At 40.8% G+C, this 16,508-nt stretch carries 17 protein-coding genes and 1 tRNA gene; 5 read left to right on the top strand and 13 right to left on the bottom strand.

The genetic code is table 11. From position 1 onward, the window contains the following. The first annotated feature begins 4 nt into the window (after positions 1-4). Both K1720_RS00185 and K1720_RS00180 read left to right on the top strand, forming a co-directional pair. Positions 5-2,167, top strand: coding sequence for a COG1470 family protein (locus K1720_RS00185; protein WP_251949211.1), 2,163 nt, complete (start codon positions 5-7; stop codon positions 2,165-2,167). A gap of 7 nt (positions 2,168-2,174) precedes the next feature. After that, positions 2,175-3,158, top strand: coding sequence for an ABC transporter permease (locus tag K1720_RS00180; protein WP_251949210.1), 984 nt, complete (start codon positions 2,175-2,177; stop codon positions 3,156-3,158). A gap of 365 nt (positions 3,159-3,523) precedes the next feature. On the opposite strand, the gene K1720_RS00175 is transcribed toward K1720_RS00180, so the two are convergent. The 4 genes from K1720_RS00175 to K1720_RS00160 all read right to left on the bottom strand — a co-directional run bounded on the left by K1720_RS00175 (position 3,524) and on the right by K1720_RS00160 (position 6,784). Next, positions 3,524-4,855 (bottom strand): RtcB family protein, encoded by a 1,332-nt coding sequence (locus K1720_RS00175; protein ID WP_423837331.1) that lies wholly within the window; start codon positions 4,853-4,855, stop codon positions 3,524-3,526. 159 nt (positions 4,856-5,014) lie between these two features. Then, positions 5,015-5,419, bottom strand: a complete 405-nt coding sequence (locus K1720_RS00170) for a methyltransferase RsmF C-terminal domain-like protein (protein ID WP_251950771.1) — start codon at positions 5,417-5,419, stop codon at positions 5,015-5,017. Then, on the bottom strand, positions 5,416-6,330 hold the full coding sequence (locus K1720_RS00165) for a tRNA (cytosine(49)-C(5))-methyltransferase (protein WP_251949208.1): 915 nt from the start codon (positions 6,328-6,330) through the stop codon (positions 5,416-5,418). The genes K1720_RS00170 and K1720_RS00165 overlap by 4 nt, the downstream gene beginning before the upstream one ends. 28 nt (positions 6,331-6,358) lie before the next feature. Then, a complete protein-coding gene (locus K1720_RS00160; RefSeq protein ID WP_251949207.1) occupies positions 6,359-6,784 on the bottom strand; it encodes an archease in 426 nt (141 codons plus the stop codon). 59 nt (positions 6,785-6,843) lie between these two features. Here K1720_RS00160 and panB point away from each other — a divergent pair, with 59 nt between their 5' ends. Together panB and K1720_RS00150 are read left to right on the top strand one after the other, a co-directional pair. Next, positions 6,844-7,710 carry a 3-methyl-2-oxobutanoate hydroxymethyltransferase gene (gene panB / locus K1720_RS00155; protein ID WP_251949206.1) on the top strand — a complete coding sequence of 289 codons (867 nt, stop codon included), beginning with the start codon at positions 6,844-6,846 and terminating at the stop codon, positions 7,708-7,710. 5 nt (positions 7,711-7,715) lie between these two features. Further along, a complete protein-coding gene (locus K1720_RS00150) occupies positions 7,716-8,780 on the top strand; it encodes a pyridoxal phosphate-dependent aminotransferase (RefSeq protein ID WP_251949205.1) in 1,065 nt (354 codons plus the stop codon). Here the strand turns inward: K1720_RS00150 and K1720_RS00145 are convergent. From K1720_RS00145 to K1720_RS00110, 8 genes are all read right to left on the bottom strand, one after another. Then, positions 8,763-9,611, bottom strand: a complete 849-nt coding sequence (locus K1720_RS00145) for a DMT family transporter (protein ID WP_251949204.1) — start codon at positions 9,609-9,611, stop codon at positions 8,763-8,765. The genes K1720_RS00150 and K1720_RS00145 overlap by 18 nt on opposite strands. Then, positions 9,595-9,933 carry a PqqD family protein gene (locus tag K1720_RS00140; RefSeq protein WP_251949203.1) on the bottom strand — a complete coding sequence of 113 codons (339 nt, stop codon included), beginning with the start codon at positions 9,931-9,933 and terminating at the stop codon, positions 9,595-9,597. Before K1720_RS00140 ends, K1720_RS00145 begins: the two co-directional genes overlap by 17 nt. A gap of 45 nt (positions 9,934-9,978) precedes the next feature. Next, positions 9,979-10,066: transfer RNA gene (locus tag K1720_RS00135), tRNA-Ser, on the bottom strand. A gap of 17 nt (positions 10,067-10,083) precedes the next feature. Next, positions 10,084-10,392 (bottom strand): 30S ribosomal protein S10, encoded by a 309-nt coding sequence (gene rpsJ / locus K1720_RS00130; RefSeq protein WP_055283697.1) that lies wholly within the window; start codon positions 10,390-10,392, stop codon positions 10,084-10,086. Between the two features lie 67 nt (positions 10,393-10,459). After that, positions 10,460-11,746: a translation elongation factor EF-1 subunit alpha gene (tuf, locus tag K1720_RS00125; RefSeq protein ID WP_251949202.1), complete on the bottom strand. Its 1,287-nt coding sequence runs from the start codon at positions 11,744-11,746 to the stop codon at positions 10,460-10,462. Between the two features lie 297 nt (positions 11,747-12,043). Continuing rightward, positions 12,044-12,475: a hypothetical protein gene (locus tag K1720_RS00120; protein WP_251949201.1), complete on the bottom strand. Its 432-nt coding sequence runs from the start codon at positions 12,473-12,475 to the stop codon at positions 12,044-12,046. A gap of 112 nt (positions 12,476-12,587) precedes the next feature. Continuing rightward, on the bottom strand, positions 12,588-13,877 hold the full coding sequence (locus K1720_RS00115) for an RNA-guided endonuclease InsQ/TnpB family protein (RefSeq protein WP_251949200.1): 1,290 nt from the start codon (positions 13,875-13,877) through the stop codon (positions 12,588-12,590). Between the two features lie 544 nt (positions 13,878-14,421). Beyond that, complete coding sequence (locus K1720_RS00110; protein WP_251949199.1) at positions 14,422-14,601, bottom strand: hypothetical protein; 180 nt, start codon at positions 14,599-14,601, stop codon at positions 14,422-14,424. A 78-nt stretch (positions 14,602-14,679) separates the two neighbouring features. Between K1720_RS00110 and K1720_RS00105 the strand changes: the two genes are divergently transcribed. Further along, positions 14,680-15,273 (top strand): ATPase, encoded by a 594-nt coding sequence (locus tag K1720_RS00105; protein ID WP_251949198.1) that lies wholly within the window; start codon positions 14,680-14,682, stop codon positions 15,271-15,273. On the opposite strand, the gene K1720_RS00100 is transcribed toward K1720_RS00105, so the two are convergent. Further along, positions 15,270-16,415: an alanine--glyoxylate aminotransferase family protein gene (locus K1720_RS00100; protein WP_251949197.1), complete on the bottom strand. Its 1,146-nt coding sequence runs from the start codon at positions 16,413-16,415 to the stop codon at positions 15,270-15,272. The two genes, K1720_RS00105 and K1720_RS00100, sit on opposite strands and share 4 nt — an antisense overlap. Positions 16,416-16,508 lie beyond the last annotated feature (93 nt).

Raw genomic sequence — 16,508 nt, 5'->3', positions numbered from 1 at the left:
GAAAATGAAAAAGCTTACTTTTGTTCTTACCCTATTTTTATTGGCCTCTATCTCTCCAGTAACAGCTTCTTTACCGTGGATAACGGTATTTGAAGGGAGACTCCAAGTCGGAGAGCGGCTGATTGTAGGAAATTATCAGATCACAATAACCCAAGAAAAGTACACTCTAGACTCCTATGCCATAATTTACAAAGAAGAGAAGATTAGGAGTGTGGTGGAACTTAATGGAACTCTTGAAATTGATAACATAAGGATAATAAGCGGGAGTTTTAATGAGAATGGCATTTTCATAGTTCTCCAATACAAACCAAGCTTTCTTGAGAGAATAGAACCCCAAGAGAGGGCTGTTTTCGATATTGACGGATACTCGGTTTTGATAGTCAACTCTAGTGAAGAGATGGTGTCTTTAAAGATAAATGGGGCTGATCTCACCATAAAGAATAACTCTTCGAGAGTGTATGACAAACTCATTCTTGTATATAATAATGGCATCTTGGATATCTATTCTGCTAATGTTCAAGTAAGACACAAAAAAGAAGAGAATTATGAGATTTATTATCCATTCACGAGTTTGAATATAGATGCAGGAAATAAAGTCCAGCTTCCCATCACCATTGTCAATGGGGGGACTGACAGTTTAGAGCTTAGTTTAAGGATACTTTCAAAGCCAGCAGACTGGGAAGTTGGTTTCTTTGATGAGAATAGCAATTATAGAATCAATGGGCTTATCCTTACCCCTGGAGGTTCTGTAACGGTTAATCTCTTGATAAACATCCCGGAAACGGCAAGAGGGATGTACACCACTGCATTCGCCATTGGAGAGAAAATAGGAAGGATAAACTTGAATGTAACTGAAGCGCCTAGTGGGGGGATAGGTCTCAAATTACCCCTTTTGTCAATAGAGGCAGAGGCGGGTGAGAAAATAATCTTTCCAATACAGTTTACATCCTATACTGATGAAAAAGTGGTCGAACTTCAAATAAGAGGGCTGTCCCCAGAATGGGATGCGTATTTCTCCTTAAATGGCCAGAGAGTCAGATCATTTCTTTTAGATGGGAGCGAAGTTGTTAACCTTGTTGTGAAAAGCCCAAAAAACGCCGAGTTAGGTGAGCACAAAATAACCTTTTCCGTTAATGGAATAGAAAAAAATGTAAGTGTCCTTATCTACAAAACACATAAAGGAGAGCCCGCAAAACTGATCCTTACTATAGTAGATGAAGAAGGAAAGCCCGTATCAAAAGCTAAAGTGCAGATTGGAAATGAAACTTACATTGCAAATGCAAATGGCATTTTGGAAAGAGCGCTTCCAAAAGGGAATTACACAATAGTTGTGAGTAAAGAAGGGTATGAAACCAAAGAAGAAAAGATAAGCCTTGAGGATGGAGAAGAAAAAGGCAAAACAATTACGTTAACGAGACTTTCATATTACTTTGTTGTGGAAATGGAAAGCAATCATTTAACGACGGGTTTCGACTTTCAGCCAGTTTATGAGATTAGAATTGATAATCTCGGTAAAGAGGATGATGAATATGCTTTAAGCATCGAAGGTCTCCCCTCTGATTGGGCCGTGAATTTCCTTAGGGATATGCAAAGTAACCTGGAGATTAAAAGTATAAAAGTGGGTAGCGAAGAGAGTAAGAGCACCTATTTAAGAATAATCCCGTCGTTTAACGCAAAGCCTGGGATCTATAATGCTACATTAAAGATAAAAAGCACTTCTGGAAACGAAATAGAAAAACAATTTGAAGTAGAAGTTATGGGGAGGTATGAACTTCATCTCGAAGCTTCAAACTATCTCGTGTCATTACAGCCTGCTGAAGAGAAGATCATTCCTATAACGCTCAGAAATTTTGGAAACACTGTAACCAATGTTAACATTGAAGTAGACGCTCCACAGGGATGGGACGTTGAGGTAGAACCTCAAAAGCTGGCTAAAATAGAGGAGAAGGCTGTTGAAGCAATAAACCTTCGCATAAGACCATCAAAAACAACGCCAGCTGGGGAATATAGAATAAATATAGAAGTCAAATCTGATCAGACAGAATCACAAATTCAACTTACTGCCAGAGTGAGACAGAGCTCAAGTTCAGTTTATCTTGGAATAATAATCTTGGTGGTAGCATTTGTAGCAGTTATACTAATGATGCGCCGTGTGGGGAGGGGGTAGGGATAAAATGAAGGAGCTAAATATAGCCTTCAAGGAGTTCTACTCATCTATAAGGAGCAAGAGGTTCATAAGTCTGCTTGCTTTCTACCTTTTCATTACATTTTTCTTCAATTACTCGATTAAAGATGAGCTCATAACTCGAGCGGGACAGATAACCGTAGGCTACACTTCCTTCCCGCTGTCTGGAGCAGAAGGTGCTATAGCTGAAACTCCCATATCAATTTCCATAACCGGAAATCTAATGGCACTCCTTGTATTTGGAGCAATAATAGGAATAGCTCTCGGAGCCGATGCAATAAATAAAGAAATTGAAGAGGGGACGGCGAAAGTTTTGATGAGCCATCCAATTTATAAGGATCAGGTAATAAATGGAAAATTTATTGGAAATGGCATGGCATTGTTCTTGATAATCATGACAGGGTACATCTTTTCAATGGCTTACCTTTTATTGCTTGGAATACCTCTCGATATCACTTCTATTCTAAGGGCTCTAATAGCGGCAATCTTTACCCTAATCTACATGATGACATTTTTGAGCATTGGAATTATGCTATCAACACTTCTGAAAAAACCTGAAACTGCAATGTTATTGGCAATAGCTCTAGCAATATTCCTGACTTTAATATACCCTACTATTGTTAATGTTGTGGCTGAGAAAATTGTAGGGGAAGAACCCCATTGTCCTCCCTCAGTTTATAGGGTAGAAAAAGAGCAGCCTGTTTATGAAGCTCCTTTCAATCCATGTCCTGCAATGAAAGAATGGAAGAATAGGAAAGAATTGTGGGAAAACAGGCTATTCATGTTAAATCCGACCCATCACTATGGACAGCTTATAATAAGTGCTTTTGCAGGAGATGAAGTGGTTCAGAACTATTTACCACTAGGAGAATCACTTTCAATAGGATTTAACAGTCTTGCAGTACTTCTAGTAGAGTTGCTGTTGCCATTTACAATAGCGTACATGAGATTTATGACAAGTGATTTAAGCTAACTTCTTTTCTAAGTCCTTCAAATCTCACGACTTCGTTCTTTGCCTTCTCACTACAGAAAACTCTCTATTTAATATTCCCTTCATTTTTCTAATCAGGGGGAGACTCCTTCCGGGAGGGAGTGGATGTAAACACTCTAAAAAGTGAGCACCGAAAAATTTAAATACTCTTGCTAGTAGTAATGAATGGTTCGACAATTTGAAAAGTAGCTGGCGATTCCCTCGTTGGAGAGATAGCCGGTAGTGGTCGCGTGAACCGGCCGGTGAGAGTGAGGCTACCGGCAACGGGACGCCAAATGAACTCTCACAAAGTCCCCTCATAAGGGGGCAGTTCACATAGAAAAGAAAAGCGAAAAAGCTCAAAAATTTCAACCCTTTGCAACTCCAATGGGCCGCATTTTCGCTACAAGGTTAGCTATACCTGCTTCATGGACAACTCTAACCACATTATCAACATTCTTGTAGGCCCCTGGGGCCTCTTCAGCTACAACCCTCATGCTTGCTGCTCTGATGTATATTCCCCTCTGCATGAGCTCGTTTCTAAGCCTATCTCCTCTAAATTGTCTCGTTGCAGCATGTCTGCTTAAAACTCTTCCCGCACCGTGGCACGTGCTTCCGAAGGTCTCTTTCATTGAACCCTCTGATCCGGCTAACACATAGCTTGCTGTGCCCATTGAGCCGGGGATTAAAACTGGCTGCCCCACGTCACGATAGGCTTTTGGCACGGCCTCGTGTCCAGGTGGAAAAGCTCTTGTGGCACCTTTTCTGTGAACCACAACTTTAACTCTCTTTCCATTAACCTCGTGCTCTTCTACCTTTGCTATGTTGTGGGCCACATCGTAAACTATGTGCATCCCTAAATCCTCTGCTTTTTGTTTGAATACTTCTTCAAAGCTTTCCCTTACCCAATGAGTTATCATTTGCCTGTTGGCCCAAGCGAAGTTAGCACCTGCTTTCATAGCTGAGAAGTATCTTTGTCCCTCTTCAGTCTGGAATGGGACACTAACTAGCTCTCTATCTGGCCATGGGACATTGTATTTCCTACTGGCTTTCTCCATAATCCTCAAATAGTCACTGGCTATTTGGTGTCCAAGTCCTCTTGAACCTGTGTGAACCATAACCACGATTTGGCCTTCAAACAGGCCGTAAACTTTGGCTATTTCTTCATCGAAGATCTTGTCTACAACTTGCACCTCTAAGAAGTGGTTCCCTGATCCTAGAGATCCTAATTGTGGGGCTCCCCTTTGCTTTGCTTTTTGACTAACGGCATTTGGATTTGCTCCATCCATCCTTCCGTTTTCTTCTAAATGCTCTAGATCTTCTTTCCATCCATACCCATTGTCTACTGCCCACTTTGCACCATCTACAAGAACATCATCCAACTGTGTCCAGTGAAGTCTGACCCTTCCCTTGCTTCCAAGACCGCTTGGGACATTTTTGAAGAGAGTATCAATGATCTGTTTAATCTTTGGTCTGACCTCTTTCTCTCTTAAATTCGTTCTAATGAGTCTGACGCCGCAGTTCAAATCATAACCCACGCCTCCGGGGCTTATAACGCCTTCTTTCACGTCAAAAGCCGCTACGCCGCCGATTGGAAAACCATAACCTTGGTGACCATCGGGCATTACGATGGAATACTTATAGATTCCGGGAAGCATGGCTACGTTGGTGGCCTGCAGAAGGGTTTTATCTTGGCGCATCTTTTGGATTAGGGTATCATCAGCATAAATTCGTCCAGGAACTCTCATCCTTCTATCAAATTTTGGGATCTCCCATCTAATTTTGTCAACCCTTTTCAAGGGTATCTCCATCCTCCTCACCTCACTATTAACTAACTCCCAAAACTTTAAAAGATTGTGCTATTTGAGATTAATTCTCCGCTCTTTAGGCACATAATTTTTAATAGTGCCTCCTTTTGCTTTTCCACATCCGAGATAGTATTCACCCCATTTTAATATTATCCAACCATTTAGCTCTTTGTTAATCTTCAGATCCATACCAGCTAACCAGAGCTTTGCTTCCTCTTTACTTACCTCAATGATGTTCTTTTTGGCCTTGGGTCCCACAAGAAATGCTCCCTCTATGGTTAGTCTTATTCCATCACTCTCAATTTTCCCAAAGTAAATGCCTTTTTCAGTATATGCCCTAGGGTTAAATGAGCAGGGTTTGTAAGCGTAAACCCTTCTATTTGGCTTAACTTCAAAAACTAGATCTGGTGCATATCCATACTGTTCTATGAGCCTCTTTTTTACTTTTTTATTCATGGCTTCCTTATCTTTGCCACAAAAAACGCCTCTGTGTTGTTGTCTTGTGGATGTAGCCTCAGGCACTTTTTCACCTCCTCAGAGTATTTCTTTCCTCCGAATTCCAAAACTGGTGGGGTAGATTTCAAGGGGAGATCTATTCTTTCGAGCTTTGCATCCGTTTTACGAAGAAGGTAATCTACTATTTCTTCATTCTCAAAGGGATCCACTGTGCATGTGGAGTACACAAGTATCCCACCAGGCTTTAAAGCTTTATAAGCGGCCAATATAAGCTTCTTTTGAATATTGGAGTACATGATCACTTTTCTCATGCTCCAATCATTCAGGAACTTGAAACTTTTTCGTATCATACCTACACTTGAACAAGGGGCATCTAAAAGTACTTTATCAAAAGTATTTTCAAAACGCTTAAAGTACACTCCATCTTTAACAGTAACTCTTGTGTTCAGTACGCCAAAACGATTTAGATTAGCTATCAGCACATTAACACGCCATTTTTTCATGTCGTTGGCTATTATACAACCATCGTTCTTCATAAGCTGGGCTAATTGAGTTGTCTTTGCGCCAGGAGCAGCGGCCATATCAAGCACGAGTTCTCCAGGTTTGGGATCTAAGACTACAGGGGGTATCATGGATGATGCTTCTTGAGGAAATACAAGTCCTAATGAATACTCCATCATATTTCCAAACTCTTGAGTATTTATGAAGAATCCTTCTTTTACCCAAGGGATTGGCTCAAGTTCGTATCTTTCCTCTAATCTAGCTTTGATGTAATCTAATGGTGCTTTTAAAGTGTTTATTCGTATGCTTTGTCTTAAAGGAGTAAGCAAGAGATTCCAGAATTCTTCCCTCTCATCAAGTTGGGAATATCTCTCGTAGAATGGTCTATTTATTTTCAATACTTCTTCCATCCTTTCACCTCTCTTGGGGGCTGGCAGCTCAAATATCTGGGACAAGCTGGGCCATCCATTTACCATCTTCAAGCTGTTTTATTTCCATTTCATGATAAGTTATTGCTTTAACTTCTTCCTTTGGTTCATGTTTCTCACTTAAAGGCTCTCCATAGACTACTGCTTTTAACTTATATCCTTCTTTACTCTTTTCGATTTTTACGTCAAAGTCTCTAAAAACCAGACCTTCTACCTCGTGGATGATTAGAAGTCTTTCAAGGAAATCATATAAGAGTGACTGTAAATCTTCCCCTTCAGCTTCGATGTGCCTCGCTTCTTTTTTCTCAACTTTTCTCACATCTACCATAACGTCAAAAAGGGCTATGGCAACTGCTTCAAAGGCTTCTTCTAGAGTATCCCCATAACCTCTTATTCCAATGTCTGCAGTATGTTCATAATGTTCCCACTTTTTCATATCTCTCACCCGATAGGTTAATATTTCCCCAAGTTTATTAGGGTTTAGGGGAGAGCATCATGAGACAAATAACAGTGAAAAAGATTATGGAAATGAAAGGGAAAGAGAAGATAGTAATGGTTACAGCATATGACTATCCTTCTGCACTCATAGCGGACAAAGCTGGAATTGACATTATTTTTGTAGGAGATTCTCTTGGAATGGTGGTTTATGGAGATGAAAATACCTTAAATGTCACTATGGACCAGATGCTTTATCACACTAGGGCTGTAGCCAAAGCTGTTAAACGGGGCTTAGTTCTGGCTGATATGCCATTTATGAGTTATGAAGTGAGTATTGAAGAAGGTATGAAAAATGCGGCCCGATTGATTCAAGCAGGAGCAGACGCAGTGAAAATTGAAGGGGGTTACGATCATAGAAAACTCGTTAAGAGACTTGTTAGAGCTGGAATACCTGTTATGGGCCATACTGGACTTACACCACAAAGATACCTTCGTTTGGGAGGGTATCACATAACTGGGGAGACAGAAGAAGAAATTGAAGAAATTATTAAAGATGCAAAGGCTTTGGAAAAAGCTGGAGCATTTGCAGTTGTTTTGGAGTTTGTGCTCTCTGATGTGGCCAAACTTGTTACAGAGGAAGTCAATATACCAACTATTGGAATAGGATCTGGTCCTCATTGTGATGGCCAAGTTTTGGTTTGGCATGATTTACTAGGGGTATATGAACATGCACCCCCGTTTGTTAAGAAATATGCTGATCTAAGGAGCATAATCCAATTAGCATTGGAAAATTATAGAGAAGAAGTAAAAGAAGGGAGATTTCCAAGTGGAAAGTATTACTGGGAGTTCTTGGATAAGGAGGATTTCGAAAAGAAAAAGCGAAGGGTAATGGAAAAATTGCTAGAGGATGAATTGGAAGAGTGATCAGTGTGAAGTGGAGAGATAAAATCCGAAGGGAACTTTTTGATATTGAACTTCCAAGGGGTTATGCTGATAAACTCCTACATAAAGACGATATACTTGACTGCTCCCTTGGGACAAATCCATTTGGGACTCCAGAAATAGTAAAAAGAAAGCTAAAAACTATTGAGATAAACATTTCTAAATATCCTGATGTTAAGTATACTGAACTTAGAAATGCTCTATCTGAGTATTGGGGTATTGAAAAGGGAAGTATTTTCTTTGGATACGGTTCCATGGGGTGTTTTGAAAAGGTAAACAAGTTTGTAATAAAAAATGGATCTAAAGTTCTTGGAGTTTCTCCTCAATACACTAGATATGTCAGTGATGTAGTTGCCATGGGAGGAATTTATACTCCAGTGTTTTTGAAAAAGGAAAATAATTTTAGAATTGATTTAGATGAGCTTATTCACTCAATAACTGAGGATCATGTTCTGCTTTATCTCGATAATCCACACAATCCCACTGGCCAAGTGTTAAAACTCAAAGAAGTGGAGGAGATCGTGGAGGAAGCTAGTCGAAAAGGTGTCTTGGTGTTGATAGATGAGGCCTATGGGGATTTTGTTGAAAAGAAAGAATCAGCCATAAACTTAAGCTCGGATAATCTAATTGTCTTGCGTTCGTTTTCTAAGGGCTTTGGCTTGGCTTCAATGAGAGTAGGATATGCAGTTATAAAGAATAAAGAGCTTGGGAAGCTTTATGAAAAGGTGGATCTTCCTTTTCCAATAAGTGCAATTGGTGAGGTATTAGCAGTCGAAGCACTTAAAGATCAAAATTTCTTGGAAAATAGCAGAAGGCAAATAGCAACTATAAAACAGAAGATAATCCACACCCTCAGAAAGGTGTTTCAAATAGCTGAAACCCATCCACAAACTCCAATAATGCTTGTTAGTGGAAAGGGAGATATTTACCATTATTTTTTGGAAAGAAAGGTATTGACAGTTCCAGGATCAGCATTCAAGCCATTGGATAACTCGTATGTTAGATTAAGGGTTCCAAAAAATGAAGAGGATCTTTTAAGTAGACTCTTTTAGTTCACTTTTTATTTTGCTTACCATGAGAGTTCCTACAGTTATTAGAATGAAGCCAACCATATGGTAGGTTGTGAACTTTTCTCCTAGGATTAAGGATACTCCAATTGCCACGGCTGGGGCAGGAGTAATTATTGCGGTGGCTTTTGAGAGGTTTATACGTTTTATTGATAGATACCATATTACTTGCCCCATGGAAAGTATGATAGCTTCGGCTATTGCAAATTTTGAGAATTCGAGGCCTTGGGGGAGGGCGAGTATGAAAAGTAAAATTCCTCCAAAGGTATTTCGAAAAGCTGCTATGAGAAATGGATTGTAAGGAAGCTTCTTTGCTATCACATGTCCACTTTGCCAAAATAACGGGACTAGCAGAAGAAGTAAATCTCCTTTTTTAGGAACAACAGGTTTACCTTGAGTTATCACTAAGACGAGTCCTAAAAGGATCAAAACAGACCAAAGGATCTGTTTTCTTGTTATTCTTTCTCGTAATAAGATATAAGCGAGCACAAAGGAAAAAAGGACTTCGGCTCTTGTTATTAGTGAGGCATTTATTGCAGTACTAAGCTGGGCTCCGTAGGAATATGCTATGTATGCTAAGGCAGTTCCAAATATTCCTACAAGGACAGCTTTGGGTATGTATTGTGGATTTTCTTTAACATCTTTCCAGCTTGAGGTTGAAAAAACAATTGGCCAAAGAATAAAAGAGGCAATAATGGCAGAAAACGCTGCAAAACTCATAGGGTTCGCTGGATTTGCTTTTATAACTACAGGTTCTATTCCATATAGAAACATTCCTATAAAAGCTAAAAGAGTGCCTTCAACCTCCTCGTTCATCCCATCCACCTAAGAGAATAAGGTTTCTCTTGTACAATTCAAGAATGAACGTTACAAGACGCTCATATAATGGTTCAGCGTTTTCACCAAACTTTTCTTTGACTTTCTTTCCAATTTGTTCTATTGTTCTTGTTCCATCGCATAGTTCCCATACAAAAGCTCCCACTTCATCAAGTTCGAGTCGTCTATATTCTCCGTGGAGCTTTCTTGCGAGAAAATCCAATCGAGAACTCATAGGGATTAAAAGGTAATATTTATTATCAATTTTTCTCAGCTCAATTTTATCTAGTCTCTTTGGAATAAGCTTGAGGTAGTCTTCCATGACACTTCACCAAGGTGGATGAGAAAAGAGGACTTATAAGAGTGTTGGCGCCGGGGCAGGGATTTGAACCCTGGCGGGCTTAACGCCCACGGACTCTCCAGGCCCGCGCCTTCCCAGGCTAGGCTACCCCGGCGCTAAAAATAATGAGAATCATGAGACGAGCTCAATTTCAATAGTAACATCCTCAGGAACACGAATTCTCATAATTTGCCTCATAGCTCTCTCGTCAGCTTCAATGTCAATAAGTCTCTTGTGGACCCTAAGCTCAAACCTATCAAAAGTTGCACTTCCCTCGCCGTCTGGGCTCTTTCTTGTGGTGATTCTTATTCTCTTTGTTGGCAATGGTATTGGTCCGCTCATTCTAACACCAGTTCTCTCTGCAATTTGCTTGATTTGATCTGTAACCTCATTAAGAGCACTTATGTTTGTGCTCGCCAGTTTAATTCTTGCCTTTTGCATTTTTGTCACCTCTATAAGCTCTAATGATAAAATTAATAATGTTAAAGGAAAAGGCTAGAGAAGGGCTTCACTCGCCCTTCTGGATGGATATAACCATACCAGCTGCAACTGTTTGACCCATATCTCTGATAGCGAATCTACCGAGTTGTGGTAACTCCTTAACTGGCTCAATTACCATTGGCTTAGTTGGTCTGAGGAGAACGATAGCTGAGTCACCGGTCTTGATGAATTGTGGGTTCTCTTCTACGATGTTACCTGTTCTTGGGTCGAGCTTAGCAAGGAGTTGCTCGAATCTAACTGCAACCTGTGTTGTGTGGGCGTGGAGAACTGGTGTGTAACCGATTGTGATTGCTGTTGGGTGGTTGAGGACGATGATTTGGGCCTTGAATGTGTCTTTTGGCCTGACAACTGTTGGTGGGTTGTTTGAGTGGCCTGCAACGTCACCTCTCTTTATGTCGTTCTTACCGACACCTCTGACGTTGAAACCAATGTTGTCACCTGGAAGAGCTTCTGGCATTGACTCATGGTGCATTTCAATGCTCTTAACTTCACCTTGTATTGGCTTGTGGAAGATTGTTGATGCTGGCTCGAAGATAACAACGTCACCGACTTTGAGTTTTCCAGTCTCAACTCTACCAACTGGAACTGTACCAACACCCTTAATTGAGTAAACGTCTTGGATTGGGATTCTAAGTGGCTTGTCGATTGGTTTCTCTGGCTCTGGAACTTGGTCAAGGGCCTCGATGAGTGTTGGTCCCTTGTACCAGGGTGTATTTTCGCTCTTCTTGACTACGTTGTCGCCCTCCCAAGCGCTGATTGGGATGATTGGGAAGTTCTTGTAACCGAGCATCATTAGAAGCTTCTTGACTTGCTCGGCAACCTCCTTGAACTTCTTCTCATCGTATTTGACCATATCCATCTTGTTGATCGCAACGATGATGTTGCTGATACCAAGAGTTCTCGCAAGGAAAGCGTGCTCCTTGGTTTGTGGCATGACACCATCGGTAGCGGCAACAACAAGGATTGCGGTATCAGCTTGGCTTGCACCAGTGATCATGTTCTTAACGAAATCTCTGTGGCCTGGAGCGTCGATAATGGTAATGTATCTGTGTGGAGTCTCGAACTTGGTGTGAGCAACGTCGATTGTAATACCTCTTTCTCTCTCCTCTTTTAGTCTGTCCATAACCCAAGCGAACTTGAATGACTTACCCTTTTCACCCATTTCCTCGAACTTCTTGATGATTTGCTCTGGAATGTTGGCTGTGTCGAAGAGCAATCTTCCGATTGTTGTACTCTTTCCGTGGTCTACGTGTCCGATAAACACTACATTAACGTGTGGCTTCTCTTTTGCCATCTTAACACACCTCCAAAGTTATACCTAAGTCTATTCATTAGGGTGGGTTTTTAAAGCTTTCTCTAAACCTCGGCTCTCTCATGCGGGAAACCCGCATTTTTTGAGAGAGCCTCATGAGCTCATGTGGGGATGAAGAATAGGGTTTAAAAAATTAACTATAAGATTTTCAAGTGGAATTTTATCCAATAGGTTGAAAACTGGTGGAAATCAACTTCAAACCAATCGTCTACTTTTAACGTTTTTCTTTCCAGTAGGAGAGTGTTATCTTGGAGTATTCTAGATCTGGGTCGTATGTGACTACAACTTTATATTTGCCTTCCCATGGAAGATACCAGTCCTCCATTCCATTTTGTTCGGGCTTTCCTCCCTTGGTTGAAGAATCTCGAGATTTTCATTTGAGGGAGGTAGAAGTGAAGGTCTTGGGCCTGTATACTTGATCCGGGTTCCGTTTTCGAAGTAAATTTCAATGTGTAGGCTTATCCATCGCATGGGAGCAAGCACTCTAACCTCTGTGTTTCCAATATTTTTCAACATAACTGTTATGTTAAAGCTCTCATTGGGAGTCAGAACCTTTGGAGAAATGGATATGGATAGGGAGAGGTTTCCTTTAGAGGTGGGATTGACATATGAATCCAGTTCAGGGCCATTCTTTGGCTTCATTGATATGAAAAATAACCCAAAGAATAGGATAAAGACAATAATGGGGAAGGTTAAGGCTTGTTTTTTCATATTTGCTCACCTAGCCTAATTTGAAAATATGTTTTGAATATTTAAAGCCCGTGTGTACCGAAGAGTGGACACTCAAAGCAAGGAGTATACTCTCTGACCTCCTCCCCGTTTTTTAAGGTGGGGAGGTTTGAGGGGTTTCATTCAAACCCAGCATAAAGTGGGTCTTCGACCCCTCTGGGAGGGTCTTCCCCCAATTACCCCTACCCGCCGTTAAACCCGGCAGGCTCGGGGTTATCGTTCTAACAATCTTCTTTAAAATGTTGAAGGCTCCAACCAAGTCAGCATTCATTACAAGCCCTCCCGCGGGACACTTAAACAAACCACGAACAAGGCGGGCCCCTTCATGGGGCTTCCCGCAGAAGGGGCAAGTTTGTGAAGTAAAAGCCTCATCAACAACCACAACACTAATATCGTACTCTTCAGCGACTTCACTCAAGCGTTTAATAACAGTATTGAACCTCCAAACGTGGGAAAGAATGAAATTCTGCTTTCTACCCTTCTCAGAATTTCGAGTGATTCCCTTTGGATAACCAACCACAATTCGTGAAACTCCAAGATGATAGAGTTTTTTCACGGTTTGTCTTACTATAGTGTTGATGTAGTGTCTCGCTTGGAGTTTTGCTTTTTCATGCATTCTTCTAAGTTTTCTACTCTTCTTTGCTCCGCTCTTATTGAGTTTTGACTGGTAATCGGCAATCCGCTTTTGCCAGTAGAAAGCAATGCTCTTCAGGGGATGACCATTCACCAGAAAACTTTCCCCGCTTTCAACGTAAACAGCCATTAAGTTATTCACGCCCAAATCAATGCCAGCAGTTAAATTGCCTAACGGTTTTCTTGGAAGTTTAATCCAGCCATTCTTAGTTAACTTTTCCTCAACCTTTGAAATGGTGACGTGAGCGTACCACTTGCGTTTAACGGGATTATAAATTAATTCTAACCTCCCTTGCTTGCCCCTCAAGTGAATTCTACCCTTGAATTGAACTTCAAGCCTTTTGAATTTTCCAAGGCCCTTGAGGATTAATTTATTCCCCTCAATTCTATATTGAGTGTTCCTGAGGATTATGAGTGGTTTTCCCTCTTTTTTATAGCCTGGAGGTTTTGGTTTTAACCACTTGGGGAGTTCCTTACTCTTCTTCATTCTGATTTGCGAGAAGAAATCCCGCCAGGCTTCAGCATTTTTTCTGCAAACTTGTTGGACTGTTGCAGAGCCGATTTCACGCTTGTATTTTTCATAAACTATTTTCTCAGTCTTGTTAAAATCCACAATTTCATGGTTAAAGAATTGTTGCCTTCTCAAGTAGTTCACTTCATTCCAAACTTTAGCTCCAAGATCAGCTAATTCGAAGAGTGCTTTCTCTTGCTCTTTTGAAGGGTGGAGTTTAACTGTTATCGTCCTCTTCATATCAACTTGTAGTATGATTCTTAGGCTTTAAAAAAGTAACGCTTTCCAGCTCAAAAGCTTGCTTTAAAATTTCTGCATCCCCGCCCTAAAGGGGCGAGGCTTTCAAAAGGTAAACGCATAGCCCTCTTTTTTCCTCTCCCGGGGGATTTGCCCTCGTGAAAGTCTCGTTCTTTAGAGTAGGATATGGTGAACTGCCCAAGAAAACCTTTAAACTACCGAAACTTTTTTAAACTTATTAGCGTAATATGGGCCTCGGAGAGGCTGCTCCAAGGGCAACCATTAGTGAGGGTTTCATCGTGTCCCTCCGCCCTCGGAGGGAAGACGCCGTAAGGCGTCCTTTATAATACCACCGCTGAGGTGGTTGAAACCTCCAAAAGTGGCCTCTAAAACGATAACCCCGAACCGCTTTGCGGTAGGGGTAACGGGCCGAAGACCCGGCCTGCGGGCTGAACCGAAAGGGGTAACCCGAGTAAGTGATGGGCCCGCAAACCAATGAAAGCCTTGAAGGGTGAGGGTTATGACTCCCGAGAGGAGCCCTCGCCCTTCACGGCGGAGAGGAGGTCAGCTCTCTTACTTTAATTTTCACTGAACATTGTTTGAAGTTTTGTTCCGTCAACATTGGAGAGTTTTCACTATTTGTTTCAAGGATAATCGCTCTTGAGAAGAATAACCCATAGAGGATAACAACTAGACCAGCTCCGAGAAGGAGCTTTCGGATATTCATTTCATCCCCTCCACATATGAACTTACAACCACCATATAGTTAATAACATTAAGAATCAAATATATTGTGGTGACAAAAATGGGCGTCTATATTTTCACTCCAGATGACCTTTTGAGATATGGGACTGTAACCAAGGACCAACTAGAAGTGATTAAAGAGGTAATACTAAAAAAAGAGGACATACTGGTGGTTGGAACAAGCAGGGCTGGTAAAACAAAACTTATTGAAGCCATGATACATCTAATCCCTGATGAATGGAAGATTGCAGTGGTCACAGCTTATGGTGAATTTAAGCCCTTTAAGGAGAATATTCATGTAATTGACACAGAATTTAATGAAAAAAGCACTAAACAGAGAACCAAAGATATAATCAAGAAAATTAAGGAGCTTAATCCTGATTATGTCATTATAGACACACTTCACACGATAGATATCCCTTATCTCTTAGATAAGATTATTGATGATTACCCTTTCATAATTTCATCTCTCGTTCTTTCTAGGGATCTTCTAGATGAAATAAAGCACTGGCTTAGAATTGATGATAACACTCTTGCCAGGTTTGAGCTACTCATTGAGCTTTATAGGGACATAAAAAGTGGTCTCAGAAGGGTGAACACAATCTACAGGATTGTCCAAAAAGAGGGAAGAATAGAATTGGAAAAGACGGTCTAAATTTTTGCTTTTAATTCATCTATCACTTCTTTTAAGTTTTTGAGCATTTCTTGAATGTCCTCAGAGGTCATGTAACCCATGTTGCCGATTCTAAAGGTCTTCTCTTTGATTCCCTCGCCGTAACCTTTTGCTAACTCAAAGCCTCTCTCACGCATTGCGTTGTAAACTTGATCTCCTTTGATACCTTCTGGCGTAAGTACAGCTGTTATTGTGGGACTTTCATATCCTGGTTCTGCAAGGATCTCTAGACCAATATCTTTTACTCCGTTCCTTATCATTTCGCTTCTCTTTTTATACATAGCAAGCCATTTTTCTTTCCCGCCCATTTTCTCGATTATTCTCAGGACAACATTGAGCCCAAACTCTTGAGGCATTGCTGGTGTTGATGGTGGTCCCTGTTTTTCGTTTTGGACTTTTATATATCTTGGAACATCAAAGTACCAACCCTTCTCCTCAGCTTTGTTTGCTATCTCTATGAAACGTTCACTGAATGCTCCGATTGCTAAACCTGGTGGAACTCCAAAAGCCTTTTGAGAGCTTCCAAAAACAACATCTATTCCCCACTTAGTGAATTTAATGTCTGCACCACCCATGGCACTTACAGCATCAACAAAAACAAGCTTATCGTGCTCTTTGGCGACTTTGGCAAGTTCTGGCAATGGGTTGAGAACACCAGTAGATGTTTCGTTGTAAGTTATAGTGACAGCTTCAACATCTGGATTTTTCTTAAGAATTTCATCGAGGTCTTCAGGCTTAACGGCCTTTCCAGGTTCGTATTCTAAAGTTATGGCTGTTCTTCCATTACTCTCAACAACCTGTTTATATCTTTTTCCAAAGGCACCTATGATTGTGACGAGAACTTTCCCCTTTTTACTAATACCGTTTCTTATGCTTGCTTCCATAACTCCAGTTCCGGAGCTTGGGAATAAGAGAACTTCACCTTTTTCAACTTCGAGGAATTTTTTAAGTCTTTCAACGGTATCTACGTGCATTTGCTTATATTCTTTGGCCCTGTGGCTGAACATTTGGACTTTCATTATTTCAAGAACCTCTGGAAAACATGCAACTGGACCAGCAGTAAAAAGCTTGTACTTTGGTTTTACTATTTCATATACTTCCTTATAAGCGTCCTCAAATTGCATAATACCACCCAATTGTATGATACTTCACGAATATAAAAACCTTTATATAACAAGCACCAAAAAGCTTTCAAGTCAAGAATCCAAAACTTTTAT

The organism is Thermococcus argininiproducens, assembly GCF_023746595.1.
Lineage (GTDB): Archaea > Methanobacteriota_B > Thermococci > Thermococcales > Thermococcaceae > Thermococcus_A > Thermococcus_A argininiproducens.
This window is presented reverse-complemented; position numbering and strand designations above follow the sequence as displayed.